General features: G+C 31.2%; 15 protein-coding genes and 2 tRNA genes. 7 read left to right on the forward strand and 10 right to left on the reverse strand.

From position 1 onward, the window contains the following. Positions 1-34: 34 nt before the first annotated feature. From ACXIHB_RS07795 to ACXIHB_RS07810, 4 genes are all read right to left on the reverse strand, one after another. Positions 35-107: transfer RNA gene (locus ACXIHB_RS07795), tRNA-Met, on the reverse strand. Between the two features lie 297 nt (positions 108-404). Beyond that, positions 405-1,289 (reverse strand): PorP/SprF family type IX secretion system membrane protein, encoded by an 885-nt coding sequence (locus tag ACXIHB_RS07800; protein WP_462099323.1) that lies wholly within the window; start codon positions 1,287-1,289, stop codon positions 405-407. A gap of 38 nt (positions 1,290-1,327) precedes the next feature. Then, entirely contained in the window at positions 1,328-6,472 is a 5,145-nt protein-coding gene (locus ACXIHB_RS07805; protein ID WP_462099324.1) for a T9SS type B sorting domain-containing protein, read from the reverse strand. 439 nt (positions 6,473-6,911) lie between these two features. Beyond that, positions 6,912-6,984, reverse strand: a tRNA-Met gene (locus tag ACXIHB_RS07810). 141 nt (positions 6,985-7,125) lie between these two features. Here ACXIHB_RS07810 and era point away from each other — a divergent pair. Beyond that, positions 7,126-8,007: a GTPase Era gene (gene era / locus ACXIHB_RS07815; RefSeq protein ID WP_462097995.1), complete on the forward strand. Its 882-nt coding sequence runs from the start codon at positions 7,126-7,128 to the stop codon at positions 8,005-8,007. Here era and ACXIHB_RS07820 read toward each other — a convergent pair. Continuing rightward, positions 8,004-8,513 (reverse strand): GTP-binding protein, encoded by a 510-nt coding sequence (locus ACXIHB_RS07820; protein WP_462097996.1) that lies wholly within the window; start codon positions 8,511-8,513, stop codon positions 8,004-8,006. The two genes, era and ACXIHB_RS07820, sit on opposite strands and share 4 nt — an antisense overlap. Before the next feature lie 104 nt (positions 8,514-8,617). On the opposite strand from ACXIHB_RS07820, the gene der reads away from it, so the two are divergent. The 3 genes from der to ACXIHB_RS07835 all read left to right on the forward strand — a co-directional run bounded on the left by der (position 8,618) and on the right by ACXIHB_RS07835 (position 14,360). Continuing rightward, the gene (der, locus tag ACXIHB_RS07825) at positions 8,618-9,925 is read left to right on the forward strand and encodes a ribosome biogenesis GTPase Der (RefSeq protein WP_167713064.1); all 1,308 of its coding nucleotides are present in this window, start codon (positions 8,618-8,620) and stop codon (positions 9,923-9,925) included. Between the two features lie 78 nt (positions 9,926-10,003). Continuing rightward, positions 10,004-12,778, forward strand: a complete 2,775-nt coding sequence (locus ACXIHB_RS07830) for an outer membrane beta-barrel protein (protein WP_462097997.1) — start codon at positions 10,004-10,006, stop codon at positions 12,776-12,778. A gap of 184 nt (positions 12,779-12,962) precedes the next feature. Continuing rightward, positions 12,963-14,360, forward strand: coding sequence for a hypothetical protein (locus ACXIHB_RS07835; protein WP_462097998.1), 1,398 nt, complete (start codon positions 12,963-12,965; stop codon positions 14,358-14,360). A 76-nt stretch (positions 14,361-14,436) separates the two neighbouring features. On the opposite strand, the gene ACXIHB_RS07840 is transcribed toward ACXIHB_RS07835, so the two are convergent. From ACXIHB_RS07840 to ACXIHB_RS07855, 4 genes are all read right to left on the reverse strand, one after another. Then, positions 14,437-15,735 carry a PepSY-associated TM helix domain-containing protein gene (locus tag ACXIHB_RS07840; protein ID WP_462097999.1) on the reverse strand — a complete coding sequence of 433 codons (1,299 nt, stop codon included), beginning with the start codon at positions 15,733-15,735 and terminating at the stop codon, positions 14,437-14,439. Further along, complete coding sequence (locus ACXIHB_RS07845; RefSeq protein WP_462098000.1) at positions 15,726-18,461, reverse strand: TonB-dependent receptor domain-containing protein; 2,736 nt, start codon at positions 18,459-18,461, stop codon at positions 15,726-15,728. The genes ACXIHB_RS07840 and ACXIHB_RS07845 overlap by 10 nt, the downstream gene beginning before the upstream one ends. A 123-nt stretch (positions 18,462-18,584) precedes the next feature. Next, positions 18,585-19,493: a FecR family protein gene (locus ACXIHB_RS07850; protein ID WP_462098001.1), complete on the reverse strand. Its 909-nt coding sequence runs from the start codon at positions 19,491-19,493 to the stop codon at positions 18,585-18,587. 67 nt (positions 19,494-19,560) lie between these two features. Further along, positions 19,561-20,097, reverse strand: coding sequence for an RNA polymerase sigma-70 factor (locus ACXIHB_RS07855; RefSeq protein ID WP_345741608.1), 537 nt, complete (start codon positions 20,095-20,097; stop codon positions 19,561-19,563). A gap of 246 nt (positions 20,098-20,343) precedes the next feature. Between ACXIHB_RS07855 and ACXIHB_RS07860 the strand changes: the two genes are divergently transcribed. Continuing rightward, complete coding sequence (locus tag ACXIHB_RS07860; protein WP_047790726.1) at positions 20,344-22,728, forward strand: hypothetical protein; 2,385 nt, start codon at positions 20,344-20,346, stop codon at positions 22,726-22,728. Here ACXIHB_RS07860 and ACXIHB_RS07865 read toward each other — a convergent pair. Next, on the reverse strand, positions 22,721-23,956 hold the full coding sequence (locus ACXIHB_RS07865) for a Pycsar system effector family protein (protein WP_047790725.1): 1,236 nt from the start codon (positions 23,954-23,956) through the stop codon (positions 22,721-22,723). The two genes, ACXIHB_RS07860 and ACXIHB_RS07865, sit on opposite strands and share 8 nt — an antisense overlap. 97 nt (positions 23,957-24,053) lie before the next feature. Between ACXIHB_RS07865 and ACXIHB_RS07870 the strand changes: the two genes are divergently transcribed. After that, the gene (locus ACXIHB_RS07870; protein ID WP_073181966.1) at positions 24,054-25,073 is read left to right on the forward strand and encodes an XdhC family protein; all 1,020 of its coding nucleotides are present in this window, start codon (positions 24,054-24,056) and stop codon (positions 25,071-25,073) included. Between the two features lie 4 nt (positions 25,074-25,077). Beyond that, complete coding sequence (locus ACXIHB_RS07875) at positions 25,078-25,662, forward strand: nucleotidyltransferase family protein (protein WP_462098002.1); 585 nt, start codon at positions 25,078-25,080, stop codon at positions 25,660-25,662. The last annotated feature ends 10 nt before the right edge of the window (positions 25,663-25,672 follow it).

A 25,672-nucleotide genomic window follows, 5' to 3' on the forward strand; every position in this document is an offset into this window, starting at 1 on the left:
AAGGCTTTCAATTAAATTGAAAGCCTTTGCTTAGTAGCGGGAACAGGACTCGAACCTGTGACCTTCGGGTTATGAGCCCGACGAGCTACCTACTGCTCTATCCCGCGATTTGGGATTGCAAATATACATTTTATTCTCTGTTTTATCCAAATAAAAGTTAATAATTCTTGATTTTAATCTTTTTAACGCCGTAAAGAGTCATTTATGACTAGATTACTTATAAACCAAAGATGAAAATATTAATATAATAATTACAAAAACGTTTTATAAACTCGTTTATAAAACGTTTTTTGTATGTATTCAAATAATCTAAAAAGTTAACTCTATCCTTATTAAATCAACCTTCATTTTTTTTAGCTTTATATCCTTAATTCATAATACTAACTATTGAATTTAGAATCTTATTAAAACTTGAACTTAAATACAAATTCATGTGAACCATTACTGTAGGTTGATATATCGTTAATAGCATGTTCATAAGCATATCCTAGTTTAAATTCTTTAATAAACTTAAATAGTAATAGTCCGCTAAACGATTCTTTTAATCTATGTGACACACCAAACTCTACTTTATCAAAAAGGCCAATCATTGCAGTAGCATCAAACGACAAAGGTACACCTGATACGTAACGCATCATAAATGATGGAGTAATAGTTAGTTTAGAGTCATTTTCTAAACTGAATGTATAACCTCCTGCTAAGTATATGTGTGGCTTATCGGAAGCACTAGTTACAACATTCCCCTCTTTCTCATAACGCTTACTTTGTAATAATACAGGCACCGATAAACTTGCGTAATAGTTCTTACCCTTTAAATAAGCTCCTGCACCAAAATTCGGATTAAATCTACTTATATTTTCATTAAAAAGAGGGTCATTAATATTCAACGATTGTAAATCTACATTAATAAATGTTCCACCTCCTTTTAAGCCCAAGAATAAATCCATCGATTCTGATATTTGTAACTTGTACGAAAAATCGATATACACATCTGTCTCTTTGGCTACTGAAAACTTATCATTTACCAAAGACAATCCTAAACCTAAATTCTTACCTAAAGGTGAGGAAATAGATAAAGTTTGAGTTGAGGGTGCATCTTTAATACCAACCCATTGACCACGTATTAACATAGTCGCGTCTAACACATTTTGTGAACCCGCGAAAGCAGGGTTTATAATATTCATATTTAATTGATACATCGTAAAAGATGGATCTTGCTGTGCCTTAGCATTTAGTGATAGAACAAAAATAAGGCTAGTAATTATATATTTTATATGAGTGAATTTCATTTCTTTAATTTTCAAATTAATATTTTCTTTTTCAATTATTAATAATTAATATATAGCCATCCTTGTACTGGTGGGTAGTCCGAATCATTCAAATTAATGATATAATAGTAAGCACCTACAGGTAGTTTTGTACTACTCCCTCCTCTTTGATTTGAAGTAGCACTCCAGTTGTTTTGATAGCCCTTTGATTCATATACACGTTCTCCCCAACGGTTAAAAACTTGTATATTACTATTAGGAAACTTCTCAATGTTTTCAATTACCCAAGTATCGTTTTGTCCATCTCCGTTTGGTGAGAAGCCTTTTGGTGAGACCACCTGCCTTGTATCACAAGCGTCTGATATACCGTCATTATCTTCGTCTGGCGCTGTAAAAGTTACTCTAGCTGTTCCCGTAGCTGTGTTTCCGCTGTTGTCAATTACAGTTAAGGTAACTGTTGTTGGAGTTGATAAATCTGGGCATTGAAATGTTGTGTTGTCTAACGACATATTTGCAACTCCACTACATGCATCACTACTACCATTATCTACTTGTTGAGCTGTAATAGTCGCCTCCCCGTTGGCGTCTAATGCTACTGTAATATCTCGTGTTACTACTGTTGGCACATCCGTTTCTACAACCGTTACCGTAGCCGTACCTGTTGATGTATTACCCTGGTCATCAGTTACTGTTAAGGTTACTGTGTTCGTTCCTAAATTTGAACAATCAAAAGTTGTCTTGTCTAAACCTATAGAGGCTATTGAACAGTTATCGGTACTGTTATCATTAACATCTGATATTGTAATTGAACCTTGACCGTTACTTAAAGTTACCGTTACATCTTTAGTATTTACTGTTGGCACCATGATATCTTCTACAGTTACTATTGCCATTGCTGTTTCACTAGCACCACCATCGGTTGCTGTTAAGGTCACCGTGTTGGTTCCGATGTTTGAACAATCAAAATTTGTCTTGTCTAAACTTAAGGTCGGATTAGAATTACACCCACTCCCTGAACCGTTATCTACATCACTTGGTTGAATCGTTACACTTCCGCTAGCGTCTAATTGTACAGTAATGTTTTGTGTTACTACCGCTAATGGGGCACTTGGATTTGCTGTAACCGTTACTTGAGCTGTTGCAGTTGCACTATTACCTGATGCATCTGTTACCGTTAATGTAACAGTATTATTACCTACTTCTGAACAACTAAATGTTGTTACGTCTAAACTGTAAGCCAAATCAGTAGCACTAGTACAGTTATCTGAAGAACCATTGTTAATCTGTGCTGGGGTAATACTTACTTGATTATTTACACCCAATTGAACTGATATGTCTTGTGTTACTACTGTTGGTACAATAGTGTCCTCTACTGTTACTGTTGCAGATGCTGTACTTGTATTATTGTTTGCATCTACCACTGTTAATACAACTTGGTTCGTTCCTATGTTTGAACAATCGAATGTTGTTTTGTCTAAACTCATTGATGCTATTGAACAGTTATCTGTACTGCCGTTGTCAATTTGTTGTGGAGTAATCGTTGCATTACCTCTAGCGTCTAATTGTACTGTTAAATTTTGAGTTGTAACTGTTGGTAAAGTATTATCTTCTACAGTTACTACAGCACTTACTGTTGCGGTGTTTGTTCCATCTGTTGCTGTTAATACTACATTATTTGTTCCTACGTTTGAACAATTAAAACTTGTAATATCTAAACTTAATGTGGGGTTTGAATTACATCCACTTCCTGAACCATTATCTACATCTTGTGGCGTAATTGTTGCACTTCCGTCTGTTGCTAAATATACAGTAATATTTTTTGCAACTGCTTGTAATGTAGCATTTGGATTTGCGTTTACTGTTACAACGGCTGATTCATTAGTTGTATTTCCAATAGCATCTCTTACTTGCACATTAATTGTATTTGTTCCTAAATTACTACAATCAAACGTTGTTTTACTTAAAACTGTTGTTAAGTTTGTTGATGATGTACAGTTATCAATTGCTGTATCTAAAACATCTGATGCTGTTATTGTTGCTTGATTATTCGCATCTAAATTAATGGTAACATTTTTAGTTGCTACTACTGGTGCGATGTTATCTTGAACTATTACAGTTGCTGTTGCAGTATTGGTATTCCCTGCAGTATCCTCTACTGTTAAGGTCACCGTATTTGGTGTTGCCGTATCATTACAATCAAACGTTGTTTTATCTAAACTCATTGATGCTATTGAACAGTTATCGGTACTTCCGTTATCAATTTGCTGTGGAGTAATACTTGCATTTCCGTTAGCATCTAACTGAACCGTTAAGTTTTGTGTTTTTACCGTTGGCTTTACGTTTTCTTTTACAGTAATTGTTTTTAATGCTGATGCCGTATTTCCTACACTAGAATTATTAACATCAAAAGCTACATTTTCAGGAACTTTTAATGTAATTGGTGTTCCTACGCATGTATTTGTTGGTGTTACTTTAAATGTGTATTCATTTGCATTTACTGTCGTAAAATTACTTAATGTTGCTCCTGTTGCCTGAATATCATTTAAAGTAAAGCCTGTAACTCCACTTAGTGAGTTAAATTCTACTGTTGCAGAAAAATCTCCAGCAGTTGTGTTTCCTTGTGGAAGTCCTGTAATATAAGGTGTTGGACGTGGAATTACACTAAAATTAGCCGTTACATTAGTGTCTGCATTTAACACCACTGTAGCCGTTGTTCCGTTTGGAGCTGTAGCAGGACTTGGTGATATTACCCAATTATCAAACTGATAACCCGAATTTGGTGTAGCTGTTAAAGTTACACTTGTTCCGTCTAAATACATGCCGTTTGCTGAAGGTTGAGGATTTGCTGTTACTGTACCATTAGTAGAAGTAATTGTTAAATCTCTATACACTGGTGCCGTTGCCCCGTATTCATAACATCCCATATCCACAATTGTATTATGAATTCTTGAATTTCCAAGTAAATCAATTGTAACTCCTGTTGGAATTTTAGAGTTATCTCCTGTGTTAAGAGCTGGTGAAAATTGAGATGATATTGTAAAATCATTTATCATACTTGTAAAATAAGGGTCACTATTTTGAACATTTGTTGTTGCTGTAATACTACTATCAGAAAAATCTCCAATAGAATTAAAAACATTAAGTGAGGTTACAGGGTTTTGGTAAAAGTCTGTAACCGCTCTTGTAGTATTTCCTCCTGATGTTTCGTTAGCCCAAAAAATACAATTTGACACCTTGGCTCTCATAATTCCTGTTGCTCCAGTGTTTTGTGAAATTCCTACAACACCGTGTGTAGTCGCATTAAGGTTTTGACCTGTTCCTAAATCTTCATTATTCGCAAAAGTATTGTTTACAATATCTAAATTACAATCTGTAGTATTTCCAACCATTCTAAACCAAGCAGCACTACCGCTTAATCCTTGAAGAGAAGAGGCTAAATCTCCTGTTATATTGTTGACAAATAAATTATTAACAAATACAATATCTACATTAGTATTATCTCTTATCATACTATATGCTCCTGCTCCCCAACGAGCCATATTGTTTTTAAATTGGCAATTTTCAACAGTTAATCTTCCTCGAGACGAAGCGTTTCTGTTGTTTAAATTCATCTCTGCAAAAAGACCCGCCGCTTCTTTTCTTGAAACATTATCTTCTATAATACAATTTTTTAAGGTAAATTTTGCTACGGTTTTTTCTTTTATAATTGCTCCACCGGGTTCTGTAGCATTTCTATTAGTATGTGCATCACTAATGGTTAATCCGTCTAAAACTACATCGTTAGCCGTTGCTTCAATTTTTACGATATGATAACTGTTGTCATTTTTTCTTGTTGAGTTATTGTAATTATCAATATAAGTTGCTTGGTTAGTATCATTCCCTTGTAAATCTCCTGATAAAACAGTTGTGTTTTGCCCTAAAACACGTTGCCCTATAAGGTTTTCTGTTCCTGCAAAACCTCCGTAAATTTTAGTTCCTGTTTTTGTAATTCTAAAAGTAGCATCTCTGTTAGAAGCGTGGGGTTTATATATTCCACCTGCTACCCAAATCTGCTCGTTGTCGTTGGTATATCTTATAGCATCTTGCAAATCGGTATAGGCATTTACCCAAGATGAACCGCTGTTATCTCCTGTTGCATTGGCTTTTACATAAATTCTCCCTCGTGTTCTAAATCGTTTTCTAAGTGACCAACCTGAAATACTTGAAGCACTACAATTTTTTCTGATATAAACATCATAATTTTGCGAAGGGTCTAAACCTGAAAGTGTATGTACTGTGGTAACTCCTTGTACAATTGTTGCTGATGAAAAAGAGTCAGACGATTTGTGATACGCAATATCGCAAAGACCATTACCGATTGTATTGGTAATTTCTGCGGAAGTATTGCTTATTGAACTTGTATTTATGGTAAAATCATTAAGGGTAGGTGAAAAACAAAAACCTTGTAATAAACCTTGTATTTCAGCTACGGTTAACCATCTGTTATAAATATAGATATCATCAATAATATCATTATATTTATAGATGTTTGCTACCGAATTATTTCTATTATTCCCAATAGCAAATTGTCCGCCTGTATTTAATCCTGTAACTGAACCTGTTGTAGAAAGATTTCTATCATCGTTATCAACCATAACACCATCAATCCATAATCTTGCTTCTGAAAATTTATTCGATTGCCCTTGCTTTCTTCCTGTTCTAAACATAGCCACAACGTGATGCCAATTACCATTTGCAATAAAGCCACTTACAGCTGTTCTATACTCGGTTGTTCCTCCTATAACTCTTGATTGTGCTACTATTTTACCTCTTTGCAACATAATGGTAACTCCTGTTTCATAAGCGTTAGCGTAGTTATGAGGTGTTGCTGTTGTGTTTTTACTATCATCTATAATAACTTTAAAATTAGTATCATTGGTAGTTGTTTTTACCCAAAACGCAAAAGTAGGATATCCAGTATTGATATCTGCCCCTACTAAATGACTTGTGTTTAATTGAATGGCATCATTTGCCCCTGAACTATTAAACCTATCGGCAATTACTACTGAAGTTGTTCCTACTGGGGTTAGGTTGTTTGTTCCACCTATATCGGTTGTATTACCGTCGGTAAAATTGTAGCCTACCAATAAACCATTAGTCGGTACCGTTTGTGAAAAAGCTACTGTTACTACTAGCAATAAGAGCCAAAGTAATTTTTGTTTCATAATTCATATATTTTAATTTATAAAACAAAAAAAATGTTTAATCTTCAGATGCTACAAATGATTTTATGAATATCAAATCGGTTTTGTAGATGGAGTTATCAGTTAAATTTTAACTAGTGATGTAACCTAATTAAATCTCGGTTAAACTAGTAAAATCTAAAATATCTGATACCATTTATATTTTATCTTGTAATTTTTATCGAAAATAGAAGGAGTATCTGTAATAGTTCTGAATTATCTTCGTAAAATTTAAATTTGTAATAGCCTACGTGGGGACTTCTTTTTTCGTTATTTTAAAGAACCACTCGCAGTCTTTTATTTTAATAGATATATTTATTCTTGCTTTGATTAATAATTACTTTTTACTTAATTTTTTTGCATTATGGAATAAATAATATACAAAAAAAGGTTTTCAATTAAATTGAAAACCTTTGCTTAGTAGCGGGAACTGGACTCGAACCAGTGACCTTCGGGTTATGAGCCCGACGAGCTACCTACTGCTCTATCCCGCGATTTGCGGTTGCAAATATACATCCTTTTTCTTGTTATCACCAAATAAAAAAGCATTTATTTTCCATATAAATATATTTCTCTAAATAACAAGCATCTAAAAAAATAAATACTTCTTACACAAAACAACCTATCTTTGCATCATGACACATAAAGCAGGATTTGTAAATATTATTGGAAACCCAAATGTTGGGAAATCTACCTTGATGAACGCACTAGTTGGTGAAAAACTATCTATCATCACTTCAAAAGCGCAAACTACTAGACATCGTATTTTGGGGATTGTCAATGGAGACGATTATCAAATTGTTTTTTCGGATACTCCAGGAATCATAAAACCAGCTTATGAGTTGCAAGAATCTATGATGGATTTTGTAAAATCTGCCTTTGAAGATGCCGATGTTCTTATTTACATGGTAGAAGTTGGTGAAACAGCTCTTAAAAACGAAGCTTTTTTCAACAAAATAATCAACAGCAAAATTCCAGTAATTTTGCTGTTAAACAAAGTTGATAAATCAACTCAAGAAGAGGTTGAAGCTAAAATTGAATACTGGAAAAAGAAGGTTCCAAATTCTTTTGTGTATGTAATTTCTGCTCTTGAAAACTTTAATGTAGATACCGTTTTTTATAAAATTATTGAGCTTTTACCAGATTCTCCTCCTTTTTACCCAAAAGATCAGTTAACCGATAGACCTGAACGCTTTTTTGTGAATGAAAAAATTCGTGAAAAAATTCTTCAACATTATAAAAAGGAAATCCCTTATTCTGTAGAAGTTGAAACTGAAAGCTTTGTTGAAGAAGATAATATTATAAAGATCCGTTCTGTTATTATGGTAGAACGTGAAACACAAAAAGGAATTATCATCGGACACAAAGGAAGTGCAATCAAACGTGTTGGAACTGAAGCCCGCAAAGACCTTCAGCAATTTTTTGATAAAAAGGTTTTTTTAGATTTACATGTAAAAATCAATAAAAATTGGCGATCTAACGAACGTCAACTAAAACGATTTGGATACAAAGACTAACCTTTTATTGTTCGTAACAACTGTTTAGTGTATTCTTTTAATTCATCCATTTGTTTTTTCCCTGTTGATTTCCCTAGGCTTCCTACCAAGTATAAAGCAACCCATACAATAGGTAAAACAACCAGCATTACTATAGGCAGCATCGTTATTTTTTTTAACGACCAATTGCTGTAAGCTATAATGGCAAAAATCACAAAAGCTGTTCCCACCAAAAAGTGTAAAAACATGAAAAAAGTCCACACTTGAGGTTTGGGACCGAACAATCCTTTTATATTTGATGAAGTTTCTGAAACCTCTTCTATTTCAATATGTAATTGCGGTGACCACAAATGCGACTCCTTCTCAGGTACATCAATAACCACATGATTATCTACAACCTTCATTTTGTACTTAGAAACATCGTTTAAATGCTTCTTTATTTCTTCTAACAAAACCTGAGAATTTATTTCATACTCTAATTGAAAACGAGGTTTTAAAAAAATCTGGTTGTATAATTTATCATCCATTAAATAAAATATTAGGTGCCAACAATATAGCAAAAACTATATACTATCTAAAAAACATTACAAATCATATACTAAATTGTATCTTTGCACAAATTTTTTGCAAAATGAGTATTATTGCGATTGTAGGAAGACCAAATGTAGGTAAATCCACTTTATTTAACCGATTAGTAAAACGTCGTGAAGCTATTGTTGATTCTGTTAGTGGAGTTACAAGGGATCGTCACTACGGAAAATCTGAATGGAACGGAAAAGAATTTTCTGTAATCGATACTGGTGGTTATATTGTTGGATCTGATGATATTTTTGAAGGAGAAATACGTAAACAAGTTCAGTTAGCTATTGATGAAGCTGATATTATTGTTTTTGTAGTTGATGTTGAACAAGGTATTACCCCTATGGATGCTGAGGTTGCCAAAATTTTACGTCAGGTTGAAAAACCATTATTTATGGCTGTAAACAAAGTTGACAATGCAATGCGTGATGCTGATGCTGTTGAGTTTTACAATCTTGGATTAGGAGACTACTACACTATTTCTTCCATTAATGGAAGCGGAACAGGAGAGTTATTAGACGCTATTGCGAAAGAAATTCCTGAACCTGAAGAAGATGAAGAAAAACAAGACGAGTTACCTCGTTTTGCTGTAGTTGGACGTCCAAATGCAGGTAAATCATCATTTATTAATGCTTTAATTGGTGAAGACAGAAATATTGTAACCAATATTGCAGGTACTACACGAGATTCTATCGATACAAAATATAATCGTTTTGGTTTTGAATTCAACTTAGTCGATACCGCTGGAATTAGAAAAAAATCAAAAGTAAAAGAAGACTTAGAATTCTATTCAGTAATGCGTGCTGTACGTGCTGTTGAGCATTGTGATGTTGCGGTATTGGTTATTGATGCAACTCGTGGATTTGAAGGACAAGATGAAAAGATTTTTTGGTTAGCTGAGAAAAACAGAAAAGGTATTGTCATTTTAGTAAATAAATGGGATTTAGTTGAAAAAGAAACCAATACTATGCGTGATTTTGAAGCTAAAGTTCGTCAGGCAATTGCTCCTTTTACAGATGTTCCTATTATCTTTATTTCTGCATTAACCAAGCAACGTATTTTTAAAGCTATTGAAACTGCTGTTGAAGTTTTTGAAAATAGAAAACGTCGCATTCAAACAAGTAAGTTAAACGAAACGATGTTAGAGATTATGGAGCATAATCCTCCTCCAGCAACGAAAGGTAAATTCATAAAAATAAAGTACTGTATGCAGTTGCCAACACACACTCCTCAGTTTGCTTTCTTTGCTAATCTACCTCAATATATTAGAGATCCTTACAAACGTTATATTGAAAATCAGTTACGCGAACATTATAACTTTAATGGAGTACCTATTAGTATTTATTTCAGACAGAAATAAGTTTAACAATATTTAACTCTTAGAAAGTAGTTTTTTCTTTTTATTTGTAGCTCTTTGAAAATCATTTTGCTATAAACAATGAAAAAACTACTTTTTATTTTTACCTTATTACTTACCAGTTCAATTTTTGCTCAATCTTATCCGTTTAAAATTACTGGTACTATTAACTCTGAAAAAGATAAAACTGCTATTGAGGCAGCAACAATTCATCTTGAGAGAGCTAAAGACAGCTCAATTATTACTTACACCATTTCTAATGAAAAAGGAAAATTCTCTTTAGAAGGAAAATCTTTTAGTAAGGGTGTAAAACTCTTTATTTCTTACGTTGGTATGGATAGTTACTCTAAATTTATAGAGCTAGACAAAACCTCTAATCTCAATTTAGATACAATTTTTTTAAAAGAAGAAAGTAATGTTCTTAGTGAAGTAGTTATACAATCACGAGCTCCAATTACTGTGAAAAAAGACACTTTAGAATTTAATGTTAAATCTTTTAAAACTAAAAAAGATGCCAATGTTGAAGATCTTTTAAAGAAACTTCCTGGTGTTGAAGTCGATGAAAATGGAAAAATTACTGTAAACGGAAAAGAAGTCAATAAAATTTTGGTTAATGGTAAACCTTTCTTTGGAAATGATCCTAGTATTACCACTAAAAATTTAACAAAAGATATTATTGAAAAAGTTCAAATAACAGATACTAAATCTAAATCAGAAGCTTTTACTGGTGAAAAAGGAGATGCAAATAACAAAACTATAAACCTTACCATAAAAAAAGAAAATAATAAAGGTTGGTTTGGTAGAGTATCTGGTGGCGCTGGAACCGACAAACGCTTTGAAGGAGCTGCGATGGTAAACCGTTTTGATAACAATCAACGATTTAGCATATTAGCCAGCACAAACAATATCAATTCTCCAGGTTTTAGCTTTGGAGAAATTCAAAAAATGTTTGGAGGAGGTGGTAATATTTGGATAGGTGGAAATGGTAGTTTTAATGTTAATGGAAGAAGTTTTGGAGGCGGTAGCGGTATTATAAAATCAAAAACTGCTGGTGCAACCTATGCTGATGAATTTGGTAAAGGTTTAGATGTAAACGCAAACTATTTTTACTCAGGAAGTAATTCAAACAACGAATCGAAAAGTAATAGAGAGTACACACTTCCTGATAGGAAGTATTTTTCCAACTCTACTACTACTTCTGACGATGAAAATCACAATCATAGTTTTGATACAGAGTTTGACATTGAAATAGATTCTACTCTTTTAATTAATATTAGACCTAACTTCGTTTTTAATAAGCGTGAAGGTAGTAGCCGTAGACAAGAACAATCTTTAGACGAAGGTAATACACTTACGAATAGCTACGTGAGTTCAGCCTATTCTAAAGCAACAGCAAACAATTTTCAAAACAGATTAGATATTACTAAAAAAATTGGAGCTAAAGGTTCCTTTATTAAAGCCTCTATAACTAACAGTATTGATAAAACAGATACAGAAGAATTTAACAAGTCTATAATTGAAACTTTTGGAAATAATGCTAGCACAGAAAATAGAGACCAAAAAAGCATTATTGAAAATAACTTAACAGGACTTTCCTCACGTCTAACCTATCGTTTTCCTCTAATTGCTAAGAAATTATTTTTAGATACTAAGTATAGTTATCAACGTGATGAACGAAAAAACCAAGAAAACACTTTTGATTTTAACTCAACAACACAACAGTACAGTGACTTTAATACTGAATTGAGTTCTGACTTTACATATAATGATATTACTAAAACCCCTTCAGTAGATTTAGTGTATAGATCTAAAAAGTGGCGTTTAAATTTTGGTACTGGTTTTGTTAACAGAACCTTAGAAAACAATGATAAATTGCGCCCTGAATTAAGCTTAAAAAAAGAATACAATAATTTAGATTTAGATGCTAGTTTCAGGTATAGATTTGACTCCAAAGCCTCTATTTACTTTGATTATCGTTTAAACAATAATGCTCCCAGCATTAATCAAGTTCAACCTTTTTCTGATGTGACCAACCCTTCCAATATTGTTACCGGTAATCCAAATTTAAAACCAGCTCAAAATCACAGAGCATATATTAATTTTAACAAGTTTAACTGGCAAGCTCGTACTGGTTTTTGGTTTTATATAAGTGGTACTCTTTATGAAAATCAAGTAATAACAAACACCTCTATTGACGATAATTTGGTCAGAAAAACCTCTTATGAAAACAATGATGGGGGTTATGATTTATGGGGTGGTGGTAGCTATACAAAAAAAATAAAACTAGACTCCATTTCTAGTATTAAATTTAAAGCTGGTGGAAACATTGGTTCCAATAAAAACTTTAATATCTTAAATAACATAAAAGAAGGAGCTAAAACAACTTCGTTAACCCCTAATTTTGGAATCACATTAGAGTGGGACAAACTGGCTTCTATAGAAACACAGTATCGTATTTCTTTTTCAAATACTAAATACGACGTTAACACTGATCAAAATCAAGACTTCACTAGACATTCTGTTAATATAAGAACAAAAACAAACATCCCAAAAAAGTTAGAATGGTTAAATGACATTCGTTACACATACAACCCTAACGTAATTGGATTTAATAAAGCTGCTTGGTTTTGGAATGCTACATTAGCTTATTCTATTTTAAAAGATCAAGGTACTATTAGCTTAAAAGCATATGATTTATTAAATCAAAACACCAACGCTCAACGTAGAGCAACCTCAAACTATATAGAAGATTCCGAAAGCACCGTATTGCAACAATATTTTATGCTTGGGTTTAGTTGGAAATTTAATAGTTTAGGTAAAAAAGGTAAAATACAAAACTACGATTTCCGTTTTTAAATCTCCATTCAAAAGAACTATAAATCCCTTATCAAAAACTGGTCAGGGATTTTTTATTTTTTACTCCCATACCTAAGCATTATATTTAACATATAATTTAACTTTTCACGCCATTTATATCGTTTCCTTTTTTTGTTAATTTATCCCAATATTTACTTAAATAAAATTAAAAATTAGCTATACAATGCCCAAATACAATTTATATAAATTAATAGTTATAATCCTACTCTTTACATCTTGCTCTAAATCAGAAGAAAACCAACTACCTGCTTCTACTCTACTAACTGTAAAAATTAGTTCAACTAATCCGTTAAACAGCAAAATAGAATGGACTAATACTGATAATTCACAAAACAAAACCACCTATTACGACCTTTACTTAGGCGATGAACTAATAGCTGAATATATTGACGGTAACACTTTCGAATTTGAAGAGCTTAAAGGCTTAACTGAATACCAAGGTAAAGTAATCGCCAAGGACATAAATAACAAAACTATTACTTCTACTGAATACAAATTTTTTACTGATAAAAAACAATTTGAAGGTAATATAGAGTTAAAAAGTCAAGAAGATATTGATAACTTTACCTCTAAAGGGTACAATGCTATCAAAGGAAATCTAATTATAAACGGTAAAACTTCCTCTGTAAAAAATCTTTCTAATTTTAATGACCTTAGTCAAATACATGGAGACTTGTTTATTATAAATACCTCTCTTAAAAACTTAAGTGGTTTTGAAGATGTAACATTAACTTCTAATGAAGCTAGACTCGTTATTATTAACAACAATGAGCTTACCAATGTTGAAGCTTTATCAAAAATTACAGCTTTAGGTTCTCTTCGCATTTTAAACAATAAGTCGTTACAAAACTTAAGCGGATTTCATAAACTAAAAACTATTCGACAAGAGTTATCAATCAGTTTGAATCCTTCTATAAATAATCTAACTGCTTTACAGAATCTTAGTAAGCTTCATAAAGTTAATATTATTGGAAATGATTCTTTAGAAAACTTAAACGGTTTAGAACAAATAACAGAAGTCAACGCTGTTGTAATTAAAAATAATACTTCTTTAAAAACTATGGAAGGTTTACAGAACTTAACATCTTGTGAACTTTACTTTACTATTGAAAACAATACTAAACTTACTAAGTTAAATGGTCTTTCTAGTTTAAAGAGTGTTGGCGCTATTAAAATTATTAACAATGCTTCTTTAGCAAGTATTTCTAACTTATCATCTTTAACGTCTGTTAGTTATTTAATAGAAGTAAAAGATAATTCTAATTTAACTTCTCTTAATGGAGTACAAAATATAGTTTACGATAACAGCCCCACAAATAAGGAACTTTTTATTCAAAACAATCCTAAAATTACAACCTTAGATGCTCTTTCAAACTATACTTTCGAAAGAGGTGTGATAGACATTTCAAATAATAAAAAACTTGTTAATTTTTGTGGATTAAAAAAGCTACTAACCGAAATTAAGCATAAAGATTTTGATGAAAACAACTTTATTTATAACAATGCGTATAACCCCAGTATAAATGATATTTTAGGTAAAAAATGTAATTTATCATTATAATTTTACAAAATGCACCTCATAAAAAAACACGCTGTATAAGAAAATACAGCGTGTTTTTTATTGCTTTGTTTAAAAATTATTTTACTTTTTTCATCCAAAAAATAAGTATACCTATTGTTGTTACTCCCCATAAAACAATAAAACAAACTATGGGAGCGGGTGTTTTAGGTAAACTACCGTTAACTCCATAGCGAGTTATTTCTTCAACTCCTCCCCAAAAAGACAACCCTAAAATTATCACAGTAATACTGTATGCTATAATTATTGATATTCTATATTTTTTCACCCCTGACTTCAGCTTTTGCCGCTTTGCTTGTAAATACGCTCCTGTTAAACACAGCACAGACAATGAAAGTCCGAAAATAAAATACAACCATTTAGACCACAATCCTGCAAAATTGCCAAAATGTAAAACATCTACAGTTTCCCACCATCTATGATACATGGTTAACTCCTCAGGTTTTTGAATCTTAATTACATCTCCTGTTAAAGTATTCAGAGTAATATGTGCTGTTCTTTTTCTTACAAGTAATGCTCCATTATCACCTTCAAATGATAAAAGTCCTTTATTGTAATTGTAAAAAAACAAACGCTGAATTTCCAATTCAGGAAACTCTTTTTCTGCTTTTTCTACCAGTTCATTGATACTTAAATACTTTTCCTTATTTTTTTGTGTAATTTGTGAAGTATCAATATGTGGCGGCTCTGGAAGCCACCATTCCAACAAATACCAAGTTCCAGTAAGTCCTATTAATAAACCAAACCATAGTGACCATAATCCGATTAACTTATGAGTATCTGACCAAAGCCTTCTAGCTCCTTTTTTAATATTTAACTTAAAAAAACCTGATCTCCATTTTTTGTAAAATAAAAAACCTGTGAGAGTTGAAAGAACTAAAACAAACCCTAAACATCCCACTATGAAGTACCCAAAATTTACTCCCAAAATACGTGATACATCTGGATCAAAAAGAGACATATGGAAACTTCTAAAAAAGCGTTGTACATTAAAATATGTTGTTTCTTCTTGTATATTATAAGATGAAGGGTTCATATAAAAACGAAAAAGTTCACCACTTTGCTTCCTTCCCCAACCATGCAATGTATAACCACTTCTTTCAGCTTCAGCTAATTCTCCTAATTCAGATTTTGGATATTTTATATGAAAAGAATTATATGCTTTTTGCCAATTAACTTCTTTTTTATCGTTTTTTATGTAATCACTTTGAAGTTTAGGATTTAGCAACCAATCTATTTCATGAGAAAAAACGGCAATACTGCCAGACCAACATATAACAAATAGTAAAAGTCCGGCAGTAATACCTATCCAAGAATGAATAGTAAAAAAAGTTTTTTGCTTAATTTTTAAAGCCATTTTTTAGTTAATGTAATTTGAAAAAGACGCCTATCTCCCACTCCAATTTGATCGGATCCTCTTAAAATATTGTCTTGTGCCGAGGTATAATAAGTTGTATCAAAAACATTAAACACATTATAACGTATTTGTAAATTGTTTTTAAATGTGTAACCTAAAGCAAAATCCATACGAGTATACCCTGGTAGTTGATATTGATTTCCACTGTTAGCTTCACGTTTTCCTTGATGTACTACACCCAAACCAATATCTAACCCTGATAAACCTATACTTTTTCCATTATAATTAGAAAACCCACTAAATTGAAACTCTGGAATGTTTGCAAACTTGTTTCCTATAATATCTTGATCACTTTCTGTTATTTCAGAGTTTTGGAAACTCATACCTCCCATAAAAGATAAATCTCTAGTTAACTTTCCTGTTAATTCAAACTCTATTCCTTTTATTTCTGTGCTTCCTAACGGTAACATAAAACGTTCTTCAGGCGTATTGCTTGGGTCTGAAATAGCTATGTTTTTTCTTTCTAAAAAGTAAGCAGATGCTGTTGCTAAAGCTTTTCCGTTAAACAGTTGCCATTTTAAACCTCCTTCAAAAGAGTTTGCTCTAATAGGTTTAATTCCATTTCCTTTACGAGTTACTCCATTTTGTGGTTGTGCTGATGAAGAATAACCTACAAAACCTGTTAATGTTGATGTTACGTCATATGATGATCCTAACCTAAATGAAAATAAATCATCATTATAATTACGGTTAATTAAGTTAATTGGATTAGGTGCAGATTGTGCTTCTAATTTTGCTAATACTTCTGGGCTAATACCATTTAAGTTTTGTTCTGTTATCTTTTTTACATCATCATATCTCATACCTACAACTGTTCTAAACTTAGGTGTCCATTTACCCAGCCATTGCCCAAAAACTGCATTAATTTTATCTCCAACTCTAAAATTTGGGCGTATACTTTCTCCTACAACATTAGGCTCTTGATTATTATCTGGATTAAAAACATCTAAAGTATTTTCAAAACTTCTATACACAAAGTCTCTATCAGCATCAGTATAAGTAGCATCACTAATTGCAGTGCTTCCTCCAAAATTAAAAGCATGTCCAACACCTTCTTCATTTGTAAAGTCTCCGTTAAAATTTACCTGTACCGTTTCTGTACCAATGTCAGCTCCAACTTCAGCAAAAAATATTGGTACTACTGAATTTCCTGAAAAAGTGACTCCATCTTCTTTAAAAAGAGGCCCCCAACCACCTTCTGCATCAGCATTTCTAAATGAATGTTCTTCTGATTTTTGAGAAAAATTATGATATTGTACCGTTGCTGAAATTTTATCGTTGAATTTATGATTTAACGTTATATCAAACCTATTAGAGCCTATTTTATAATCGTCCTTTTCTCCATGAAAAGTAAAATTTCTAGGTAAAAAATTATTTTTCAATCCAGCTCCTTCAATATAAATAGTTCCTCTATCTAAAGGATCATTAGCCCAATTATATTCATATTCTACAATAAGGTTTGTTTTATCTGTTATTTTCCAATCAAACGATGGGGCAATAGTTACATACGGCCTATCATCCTGTCCATTTCTCCAAAATTGCCTTTTTTGATAACCTGCAATTAGACGACCATTTAATTTTCCTTCAACTAAAGGGCCTGTAACATCTCCAACTACACGCATAAAATTATGATCTCCTCCTCCTAAAATTACTTCAGCAGCAAAAGTGTCTTTTGGTTTTTTTGTGATAATATTCATAAAACCTCCTGAAGAAGTTAATGACGCTTCAACACCAGAGGGTCCTTTTAATATTTGAACTCTTTCTATCGTTTCTATAGCTCTAACTCCTTCTGGAGCTCTTTGTTGTCGAATACCATTTATATAAGATTCTGATTGTGGAAAACCTCTAATTATCACATTTTCTACTTGTCCTCCACCATTATCGGCATTACTAACACCTGGCACAAATGTTATAATTGTGCTTAAATTTCTAGCTCCAATATCCTCTAAAAAATTGTCACTTAAAACAGCTATTGAAGCTGGAGCTTTTAGTGTTTTTATTGGTGTTTTTAATGCATTAGTTAACGGAACAATATACCCTTGATTTCTTGTTCCTGTTATCACAATTTCATTTAAACTTTCAGCAGTTTCATTTAAAGAAAAATCTAATGTATTCTTTTGATTTGCTAAAATTGTTACTGTTTTTTGTTCATTACCAAATCCTACTGAAGACGCTATAGCAATGTAATTTCCTTCTGGTGCATAAAAACTATACCTCCCATCTTTATCAGAAGATGCCCCAAAACTAGTTCCTTTTAATACTATTGATGCATAAGGTAAAGGAAGTCCTTTATCATCTAAAATAGTTCCTGTTATTACACCTTTTTCTGCTTGATTTTGTATTAAAATAGTGTTTCCTCTTACCTTATAATAAATGTGATATTTAACTAATACTTCATTAAGTATTGCTCGTAATGTTACTTTTTTATACTCTTTGGTAATAATGTTTTTCTTCTTTTCATCGATGGACTCAAAAGCGAATTTACAACTTGCTTTTTCTTCTATTTTTCTTAAAGCAGTTGGTATCGTATTATTTATAAAGTTTATTGAAATTTTTTTATCTAATATAGATTCTTGTGCAAATGAACTTTGAACTGTAATGCAAAAAACTATTATTAGTATACTTTTTACAGTTCTATGAATAGCTGTATAATTTATTTTATTCATATATTTATAGTTTGTGATTTAATCGTGTTTTTGGTTGAATTACTTTTAACCAGTATGAAGTTTTGCCGACAGAATACTGGTTTTTTTTATTTTGTTTTCTATGTCATTTGTATTTATTTTTTTTTAAAAAATTATTATTCTATCCCCTGTCTTTTTGAAATTAAAATTCAACACAAAACCAATATCTTTCATTACTGTGTCTATTGATTCTTTTGTATGAATTCCGTTATATTTTCTCCTTTTTAACTCTTCTTTTTTTATCTCTATGCTACAATTATAAAATCTTTCTAACACTTTTATTACACTATTTAAGGTTTCATCTTTAAAAATTAATTTTTGTTGCATCCATGCCGTATGGTCATTTTCTTTAAAAACCTTCTTTACCAACCTTTCTTTAACAAGTATTGCTTTCTCTTTTGGGTTTAGCGTCACTCCTTTTTCTTTTCCTTCTTTTTTTGAGAAAAAAAACACTTTTCCTTCATCTAAAAATATAACGTTATTCTCTCCTGTATAAGCAGATAAATTAAATTTAGTTCCTAAAACTTTTGTTACTGTTTTTTCTGTTTTAATTACAAATGGAAGTTGAGCGTTCTTTTCTACTTTGAAGTAACCTTCTCCTTTCAATATTACATTTCTATGTGTTTTTCCATACTCTCTTGATACTTCAAGAGACGATAATGCATTTAAGGTAATTCTCGTACTGTCTTTAAGTACTATTGTTCTTACTTCACCTGCCTGTGTTGTATATATTATTGGTTTGTTAACAACAAAAAAGGCTGACACTAATAAAAAAACAGTAAATGTTGCTGCTACACTCCATCTAAAAAAGAAGTTTCTTTTTGTTGACTTTATTGTATCTTTTGCAATGGCATTCCAAAGTTTCTCTTCAATATGTGATGATGTCTCAATATTGGTTTCAGGAAATTTGATCTCGTTTTCGGTGGTATTCACCCATTCCTCTATTCTTTTTCTTTCAGTTTCTGTACACTTTCCTTCTGCATATCGTGTTAAAAGTTCAGGTGTTATTTCCATATAAACTACTTTGGTTTATATATAGGAACGGATATAGTTTGACAGAGTCCTAAACGATAATCAAATTTTAAATAATTTTTAAGTTTTCATGAATAAAAGCCAAAGCTTTAGTAAGGTGATTCTTTACCGTTTTGGGTGATATCTCTAACTGAATAGCTATTTCTGCTGTAGAAAGTTGTTGCTCTCTACTTAATCGATATACTTCTTGGCATCTATTTGGTAATCGATTAACAACTAATTGTAAATCATTCTCTAAAAAATTGGTAACTGCCAGATTATGCTCTATTGACTTTGTTTCTTTTAAAACACAATCTGATGTTATTTCCTCCAATTTTTTTTTATTCTTATAAGAATTTTTAGAGCGATAGTAGTCTACAATTTTATTGCGAGCAGATTTTAATAAGTAATTTTGAGTTTGACTAGTAAATTCTATTTTATCAACCCTTTTCCATAAAGAAATAAATACATCTTGAACAATCTCTTCTGCGGCCTCTTTACTATTGGTTTTAGAATAACATAGGAGATATAAGCTCTTCCAATGAGTTCTATAAAGTTTTTCAAAACTTTTCTCTTTTGTAAGCCTATATGTTTTTATTCTTTTAATGGGAAAAACTTCTGTTAAATTAACTCAGCAAATATAACAATCATTGCTTATTTAGATTTATTAAAAATAAATTTTATTTGAATTTATAATCCTATTTGTAAAAACATTACTTCTACTCTAAAACATAATTGTATGAAAAATTATTTTAAAGCTTTTAAAGTTATTGTTTTTGAAAGGGAGTAGTAATAAAAACGACTGATTACTTACAATTTTGTAAATTTGTATTGATTATTTTTTTATTACTCTATGAACATAAGACGAACAAAAGACATTCAAAATCTAGAACTTCCTTTTAAACTAAAAATAAGTTTTGAAAAGGTAGTCGCTTTATTTCAAAAATATGCTTCTAAAGAGTATGAAAAACATCCTTATCATCAATCATCAATAAACATAGTTCGAGAGGCAAAAAAAGCTCCTGAATTGATTAATGGGTTTTCTGATGAATCAATATTAGAAAAACATAAAGAAGCTATTGATTTATTGCTTGAACCTTTGTTTCCTGAATTATTATTAGAAAATGAAATTAAAGCAGTAAGCATTCCATTTACATTTACTTCTTTCAAGTTTACAACTCGATTTGAAAAAATTTTACAAAATGCTGGAAATGATTATGAATTAAAAGTTCGAAACTTTGAAAGTGATTTAATGTACATTTATGCATGTAGTTTAATTTTAGCTAGTGTTTACGATTATCCTATCGATTTAAAACGACCTTTTTTCTTTGATATCCCTGATAAAACAATTAATACTATAAAAAAATATCGCGCAGCTTTTAATGCTGATTTTATGGAAATTTTTCCCGCAGAAGGCACTCCTAAAATCACTGAAGAGGATATAAAAATATTACTTGATAATTTTGAAGATATAAATATTTGGAAAGAAAAATTCCCTCCTAAATCTTATATTTTTAAAGGTTTTGGGATTATGAACTTGTTTGACGTTACAACAGATGAAATTATTTCAGAAATAAGAACTAGCCTTATAAAAAAAGACGATAATTTAGTTCATACCTTAGAAGGCATCTTTCAAAGGTTTTTTGGAATTCCAGACCTCTCTTTAGGGTTTTCTATTTTTGAAACAGATTCTAATAACTTTTCCTCTTCACACATAAATAAAGAAGAAAGTTTAGTATTAAATTACGATAAAGATGTTTCTTGTGATTGCATTTTTTGTAATTACACTTTAGAAAAACTTTTCATAAACAATGAAACTCTTGCTATTTCTGATGTAGAAAAGTATGGAAATCAAGCTGAAAATAAAAACCTTTATCAACGTTTAAAAGACAAAAATATTGGCAGTATAATTTTGGTTCCTATACAAGCATCAACAAAAAACAGTATAGCTATTATTGAGTTTGCTTCTCCTAGACCTTTTGAACTAAACTCTATTAATCAAAATAAATTACAAGACTTAATTCCACTGTTTAAAATTGCGGTTGATCGTTTCTCTGAAGAACATAAAAATATCTTAGAGGCTACAATTCAAGAAAATTATACATCTATTCATCCTACTGTAAAATGGCGTTTTTATGAAGCCGCTGAAAGGTTTCATAGAGAATCATATGAAGCAAAGGAAAAAGTTAAAATTGAGGATATTATTTTTCCTGACGTACACCCTTTATATGGACAGTCTGATATTAAAGGTTCATCGGTAGCTAGAAACGCTGCTATTAAAGAAGACTTAATAACCCAACTTTCTCTAGCTATTTCAGTATTATTAGAAGCCTGTAAAGTTGAGAGCCTCCCTATTTACAAAGAGTTACAATTTAGAGTTCAAGAATATTTATCAGATGTAAAAGAAGGTTTAAAAGCTGGTGATGAAATTGCTATTTTAGATTTTTTAAAACGTGAAATTTATCCTGTTTTTAACCACATAAAGGAAGTAAACAATGATTTAAGCATATTAGTAAAATCTTATATCAATCGTTTAGATCCTGATTTGCAGGTTGTATATGAGAAAAGAAAATCTTATGAAGATAGTGTTACTTTATTAAACGATAAACTAGCTTCTTTTATAGATATTAGGCAAGAAGAAGCGCAAAAGATGTTTCCTCATTATTTTGAACGCTATAAAACAGATGGTGTTGAGTATAATATGTACATAGGACAATCTTTAACAAAAGAAAAAAAATATGACGACTTATATTTATACAACCTTAGGTTATGGCAACTACAAGTGATGTGTGAAATGGAAAATATAGCTTTAAAAGCTGCTGAAAAAATGGAACATAAACTTAGAGTAGCTTCTTTAATTTTAGTTCACAGCAATCCTTTAGCTATAAAATTTAGAATGGATGAAAAACAGTTTGACGTTGATGGTGCTTATAATATTCGTTACGAAATTATTAAGAAACGTATTGATAAGGCTCACATTAAAGGAACTGAAGAACGATTAACAGTCCCTGGTAAGATAGCAATTGTGTACTCTCAAGACAAAGATGCAGATGAGTATTACAAATATATCAAGTACTTACAATCTAAGAAACTATTAGGTAATATAGAAAAATTAGATATTGAAGATTTGCAAGGTGTTTCTGGATTAAAAGCCTTACGTGTAGAGGTTATTTACAACAAAGACTTTGATACTCAAAAAACAATGACTATTGACGAACTTATTCAGGAGTTTAAATAGCACACATTACAGAAACAGTTTCTCCTAACTTTGTTGCTTGTTCTTGTTGATAAAAAGCAAATACAAAAGCAACAACACTTACCAAAATACCAATCATAAAAACTGTGTATGTAATACGCAACAACTTATACTTTCTATTTAACACTAATCCTAAGAAGTATAAGTCTTTAGTAAGTGATCCATATAAATAATCACGATCCTTCATCATTTCGCTCATTGCCCAATCAAAATCAGGCAATTGCATTTGATGAAAATTCCCAAAAAACAAAAGATTTACTTTTTTATTAGCTACATCTTCTTTTGTGAATTTCCCTTCAGTAACATTGGGTCTTGTTGCTAAAACCGATAACACAATAGATATTACCGTAAAAATTGAAAAAATTAACGTAGGTATTATTAGGTAGTAATTAGATGGATTATCTAATTTAGGGATTAACGTTGACAATGTCATCGAAATAATGATTGCATTTACGGATAGTAAAATATTTGCCTTTGTATCTGCAATATCACTTAACGTAATATGATTACGGAGTGCTACACGAAACATAGTTTCAATACCCCTCTCTGGTAATTCAATCTTATTTTTTTTATATGCTAACTCTTCTTTTTTCTGTTTAAGTTTAGCGGCTTCTTGCAACTCTTTTTGTTTTCTCTTTAAAAGTTGAGCTATATTTTTACTTTTTTGTTTTTCCCAAAGCTTAGAAGCTTTGCTTGTATAAAAACGATGTTTTGTTAAAAACTCAAGATTAGCGTCATCCCATTCAACAGTTTTAATTTTTCTCTTACATACTAGTTCTCTTTCCTTTCGTAATAATTCATTAAAGTCTGTATAATTTTTACTTCCAACATGAGAACAATCCGCATCTCTTAAAACCTTCTCTAATTGTCTTTTAGGTTTTGCTCCCATTTTAGTTGAAGCTATTAATTTAGATACTTCATCTATAACACTTCCTAATACTTTTTTACTCTTTAAAAACTCTGTTGCTATTTTTATCCCTTCTTCTTCATGATTTTCAGGATTAACTGTATATCCAACATCATGAAACCATGCTGCTAATGTTAAAATTTGTTGCTGCTCTTCTGAGAAATTTTCTCCTTCAATTAATTCGAGTGACTTCTCAACCACTCGTTGAGTATGGGCAATATTGTGATATACAAAGTTTTTATCTAAATTTTCATTTAATAAATCAATTACAAATTGCTCTGTTTCTTGTATCAAACTGTTCATGAAAAAGGTTTTTGCTAAAATAATAAATTATTAACCAGTATTAATTTTTAATAAAGTGATAAAAAAGCGTACTTTTAAAAGAGTATTTTTACACGAAATGACACACGAATTTAAAGAAATAATACAACAAGCCTCTATAAATCAACAACAAGGCATACAAAATATTTTAGCAACGGTTGTAGATTTAGATGGCTCTTCTTACAGAAAACCAGGAGTTAGAATGTTACTATCTTCTAATGGAAAAATAATCGGTGCTATTAGCGGTGGTTGTGTTGAAAAAGAAATACAACGTAGAGCACAATCTGTTTTTGAAAACAACAAACCAAAAATAGTGACCTATGATGGTCGTTACCGTTTAGGTTGTGAGGGAATATTGTATGTTCTTTTAGAACCCTTTTATCTTTCAACTGAATTTATTGATGCTTTTTCTAAAAATAGTAAAGAAAGAAGACCATATGATATTATATCTTTTTTTCAAAAAGAAGATGAAGCACACGGAGATTTCGGTTCCATAATTCAGTTTAACAATCAACAAATATTTACTTTCAGCAAAGAGTTTAATACTGAAAAAACAGGTCAGTTAGCTAATTTTAAACAAACTTTACAACCACTATTTCGTTTGCTTATTATTGGCGGAGAGCACGATGCTGTAAAACTATGTACACTAGCCACTCAGTTAGGCTGGGAAGTCGATGTAATTACCTCTATAAAAGATCCAAAAGAATTAATCGATTTTCCCGGAGCTAAATCGGTAGTTGCACAAACTCCAGAATTAATTCAACTTTCTCAAGTAAATAACAATACTGCTATTGTTATTATGAATCATAATTTCACTTACGATTTACGTTGGCTTATTAAATTACAAGAACAAAATCCTATTTATATAGGTATTTTAGGTGCTGCTAAACGACGAGAAAAACTATTTAACGAACTGTTTGAATTTTCACCCGATATTACTGATGAATTTTTAGATAAAATTCATACTCCCGCTGGATTAAATATTGGAGCAGAAACTCCAGAAGAAATTGCTTTATCAATCTTAGCAGAAATACTATCCGTAATTCGTAACAAAGAAGTTTTTTCTCTAAAAAAGATTACTGGACGAATCCATGAATAATTAGATGCAAAAAACAGCAATTCTCATATTAGCTGCTGGAAGTGCTTCTCGAATGGGAAAAATAAAGCAACTGCTTCCTTATAAAAACACTACGTTACTGGAATGGACTATTGAACAAGCTCAAAAATCATTAATAAAAAATGTGTTTTGCGTATTGGGGGCTAATAAAGACGCCATTGAAAAGAAACTTACAACAAATGCTATTATAACAATATATAATCCAAAATATCAAGATGGTTTAAGTACTAGCATTATAAAGGGTATTGAGTTTTTACAAGAACATAACTTTGATAATGCTCTAATAATGCTAGCCGATCAGCCTCATGTTACTTCAGAGTATTTAAACTCCTTAATTAAAGTTTCAAAAAAAAATCCTTCTAAAATAATTACTTCCAATTATCAAGGAAGTGTTGGAGTTCCTGCCGTATTTCCAAAAGAATATTTTAATAAGTTACTAAACTTAAAAGGTGATAAAGGAGCTAAAAATTTTCTATTACAACATGACGATAATATTTTCAAAGTAAACTCCTCTTTAAACTTACTAGATATTGATACTCCTGAAGATTATCAGTATTTATTAAAACAGTAATTTTACTCTA

The organism is Tenacibaculum sp. IMCC1, assembly GCF_054906355.1.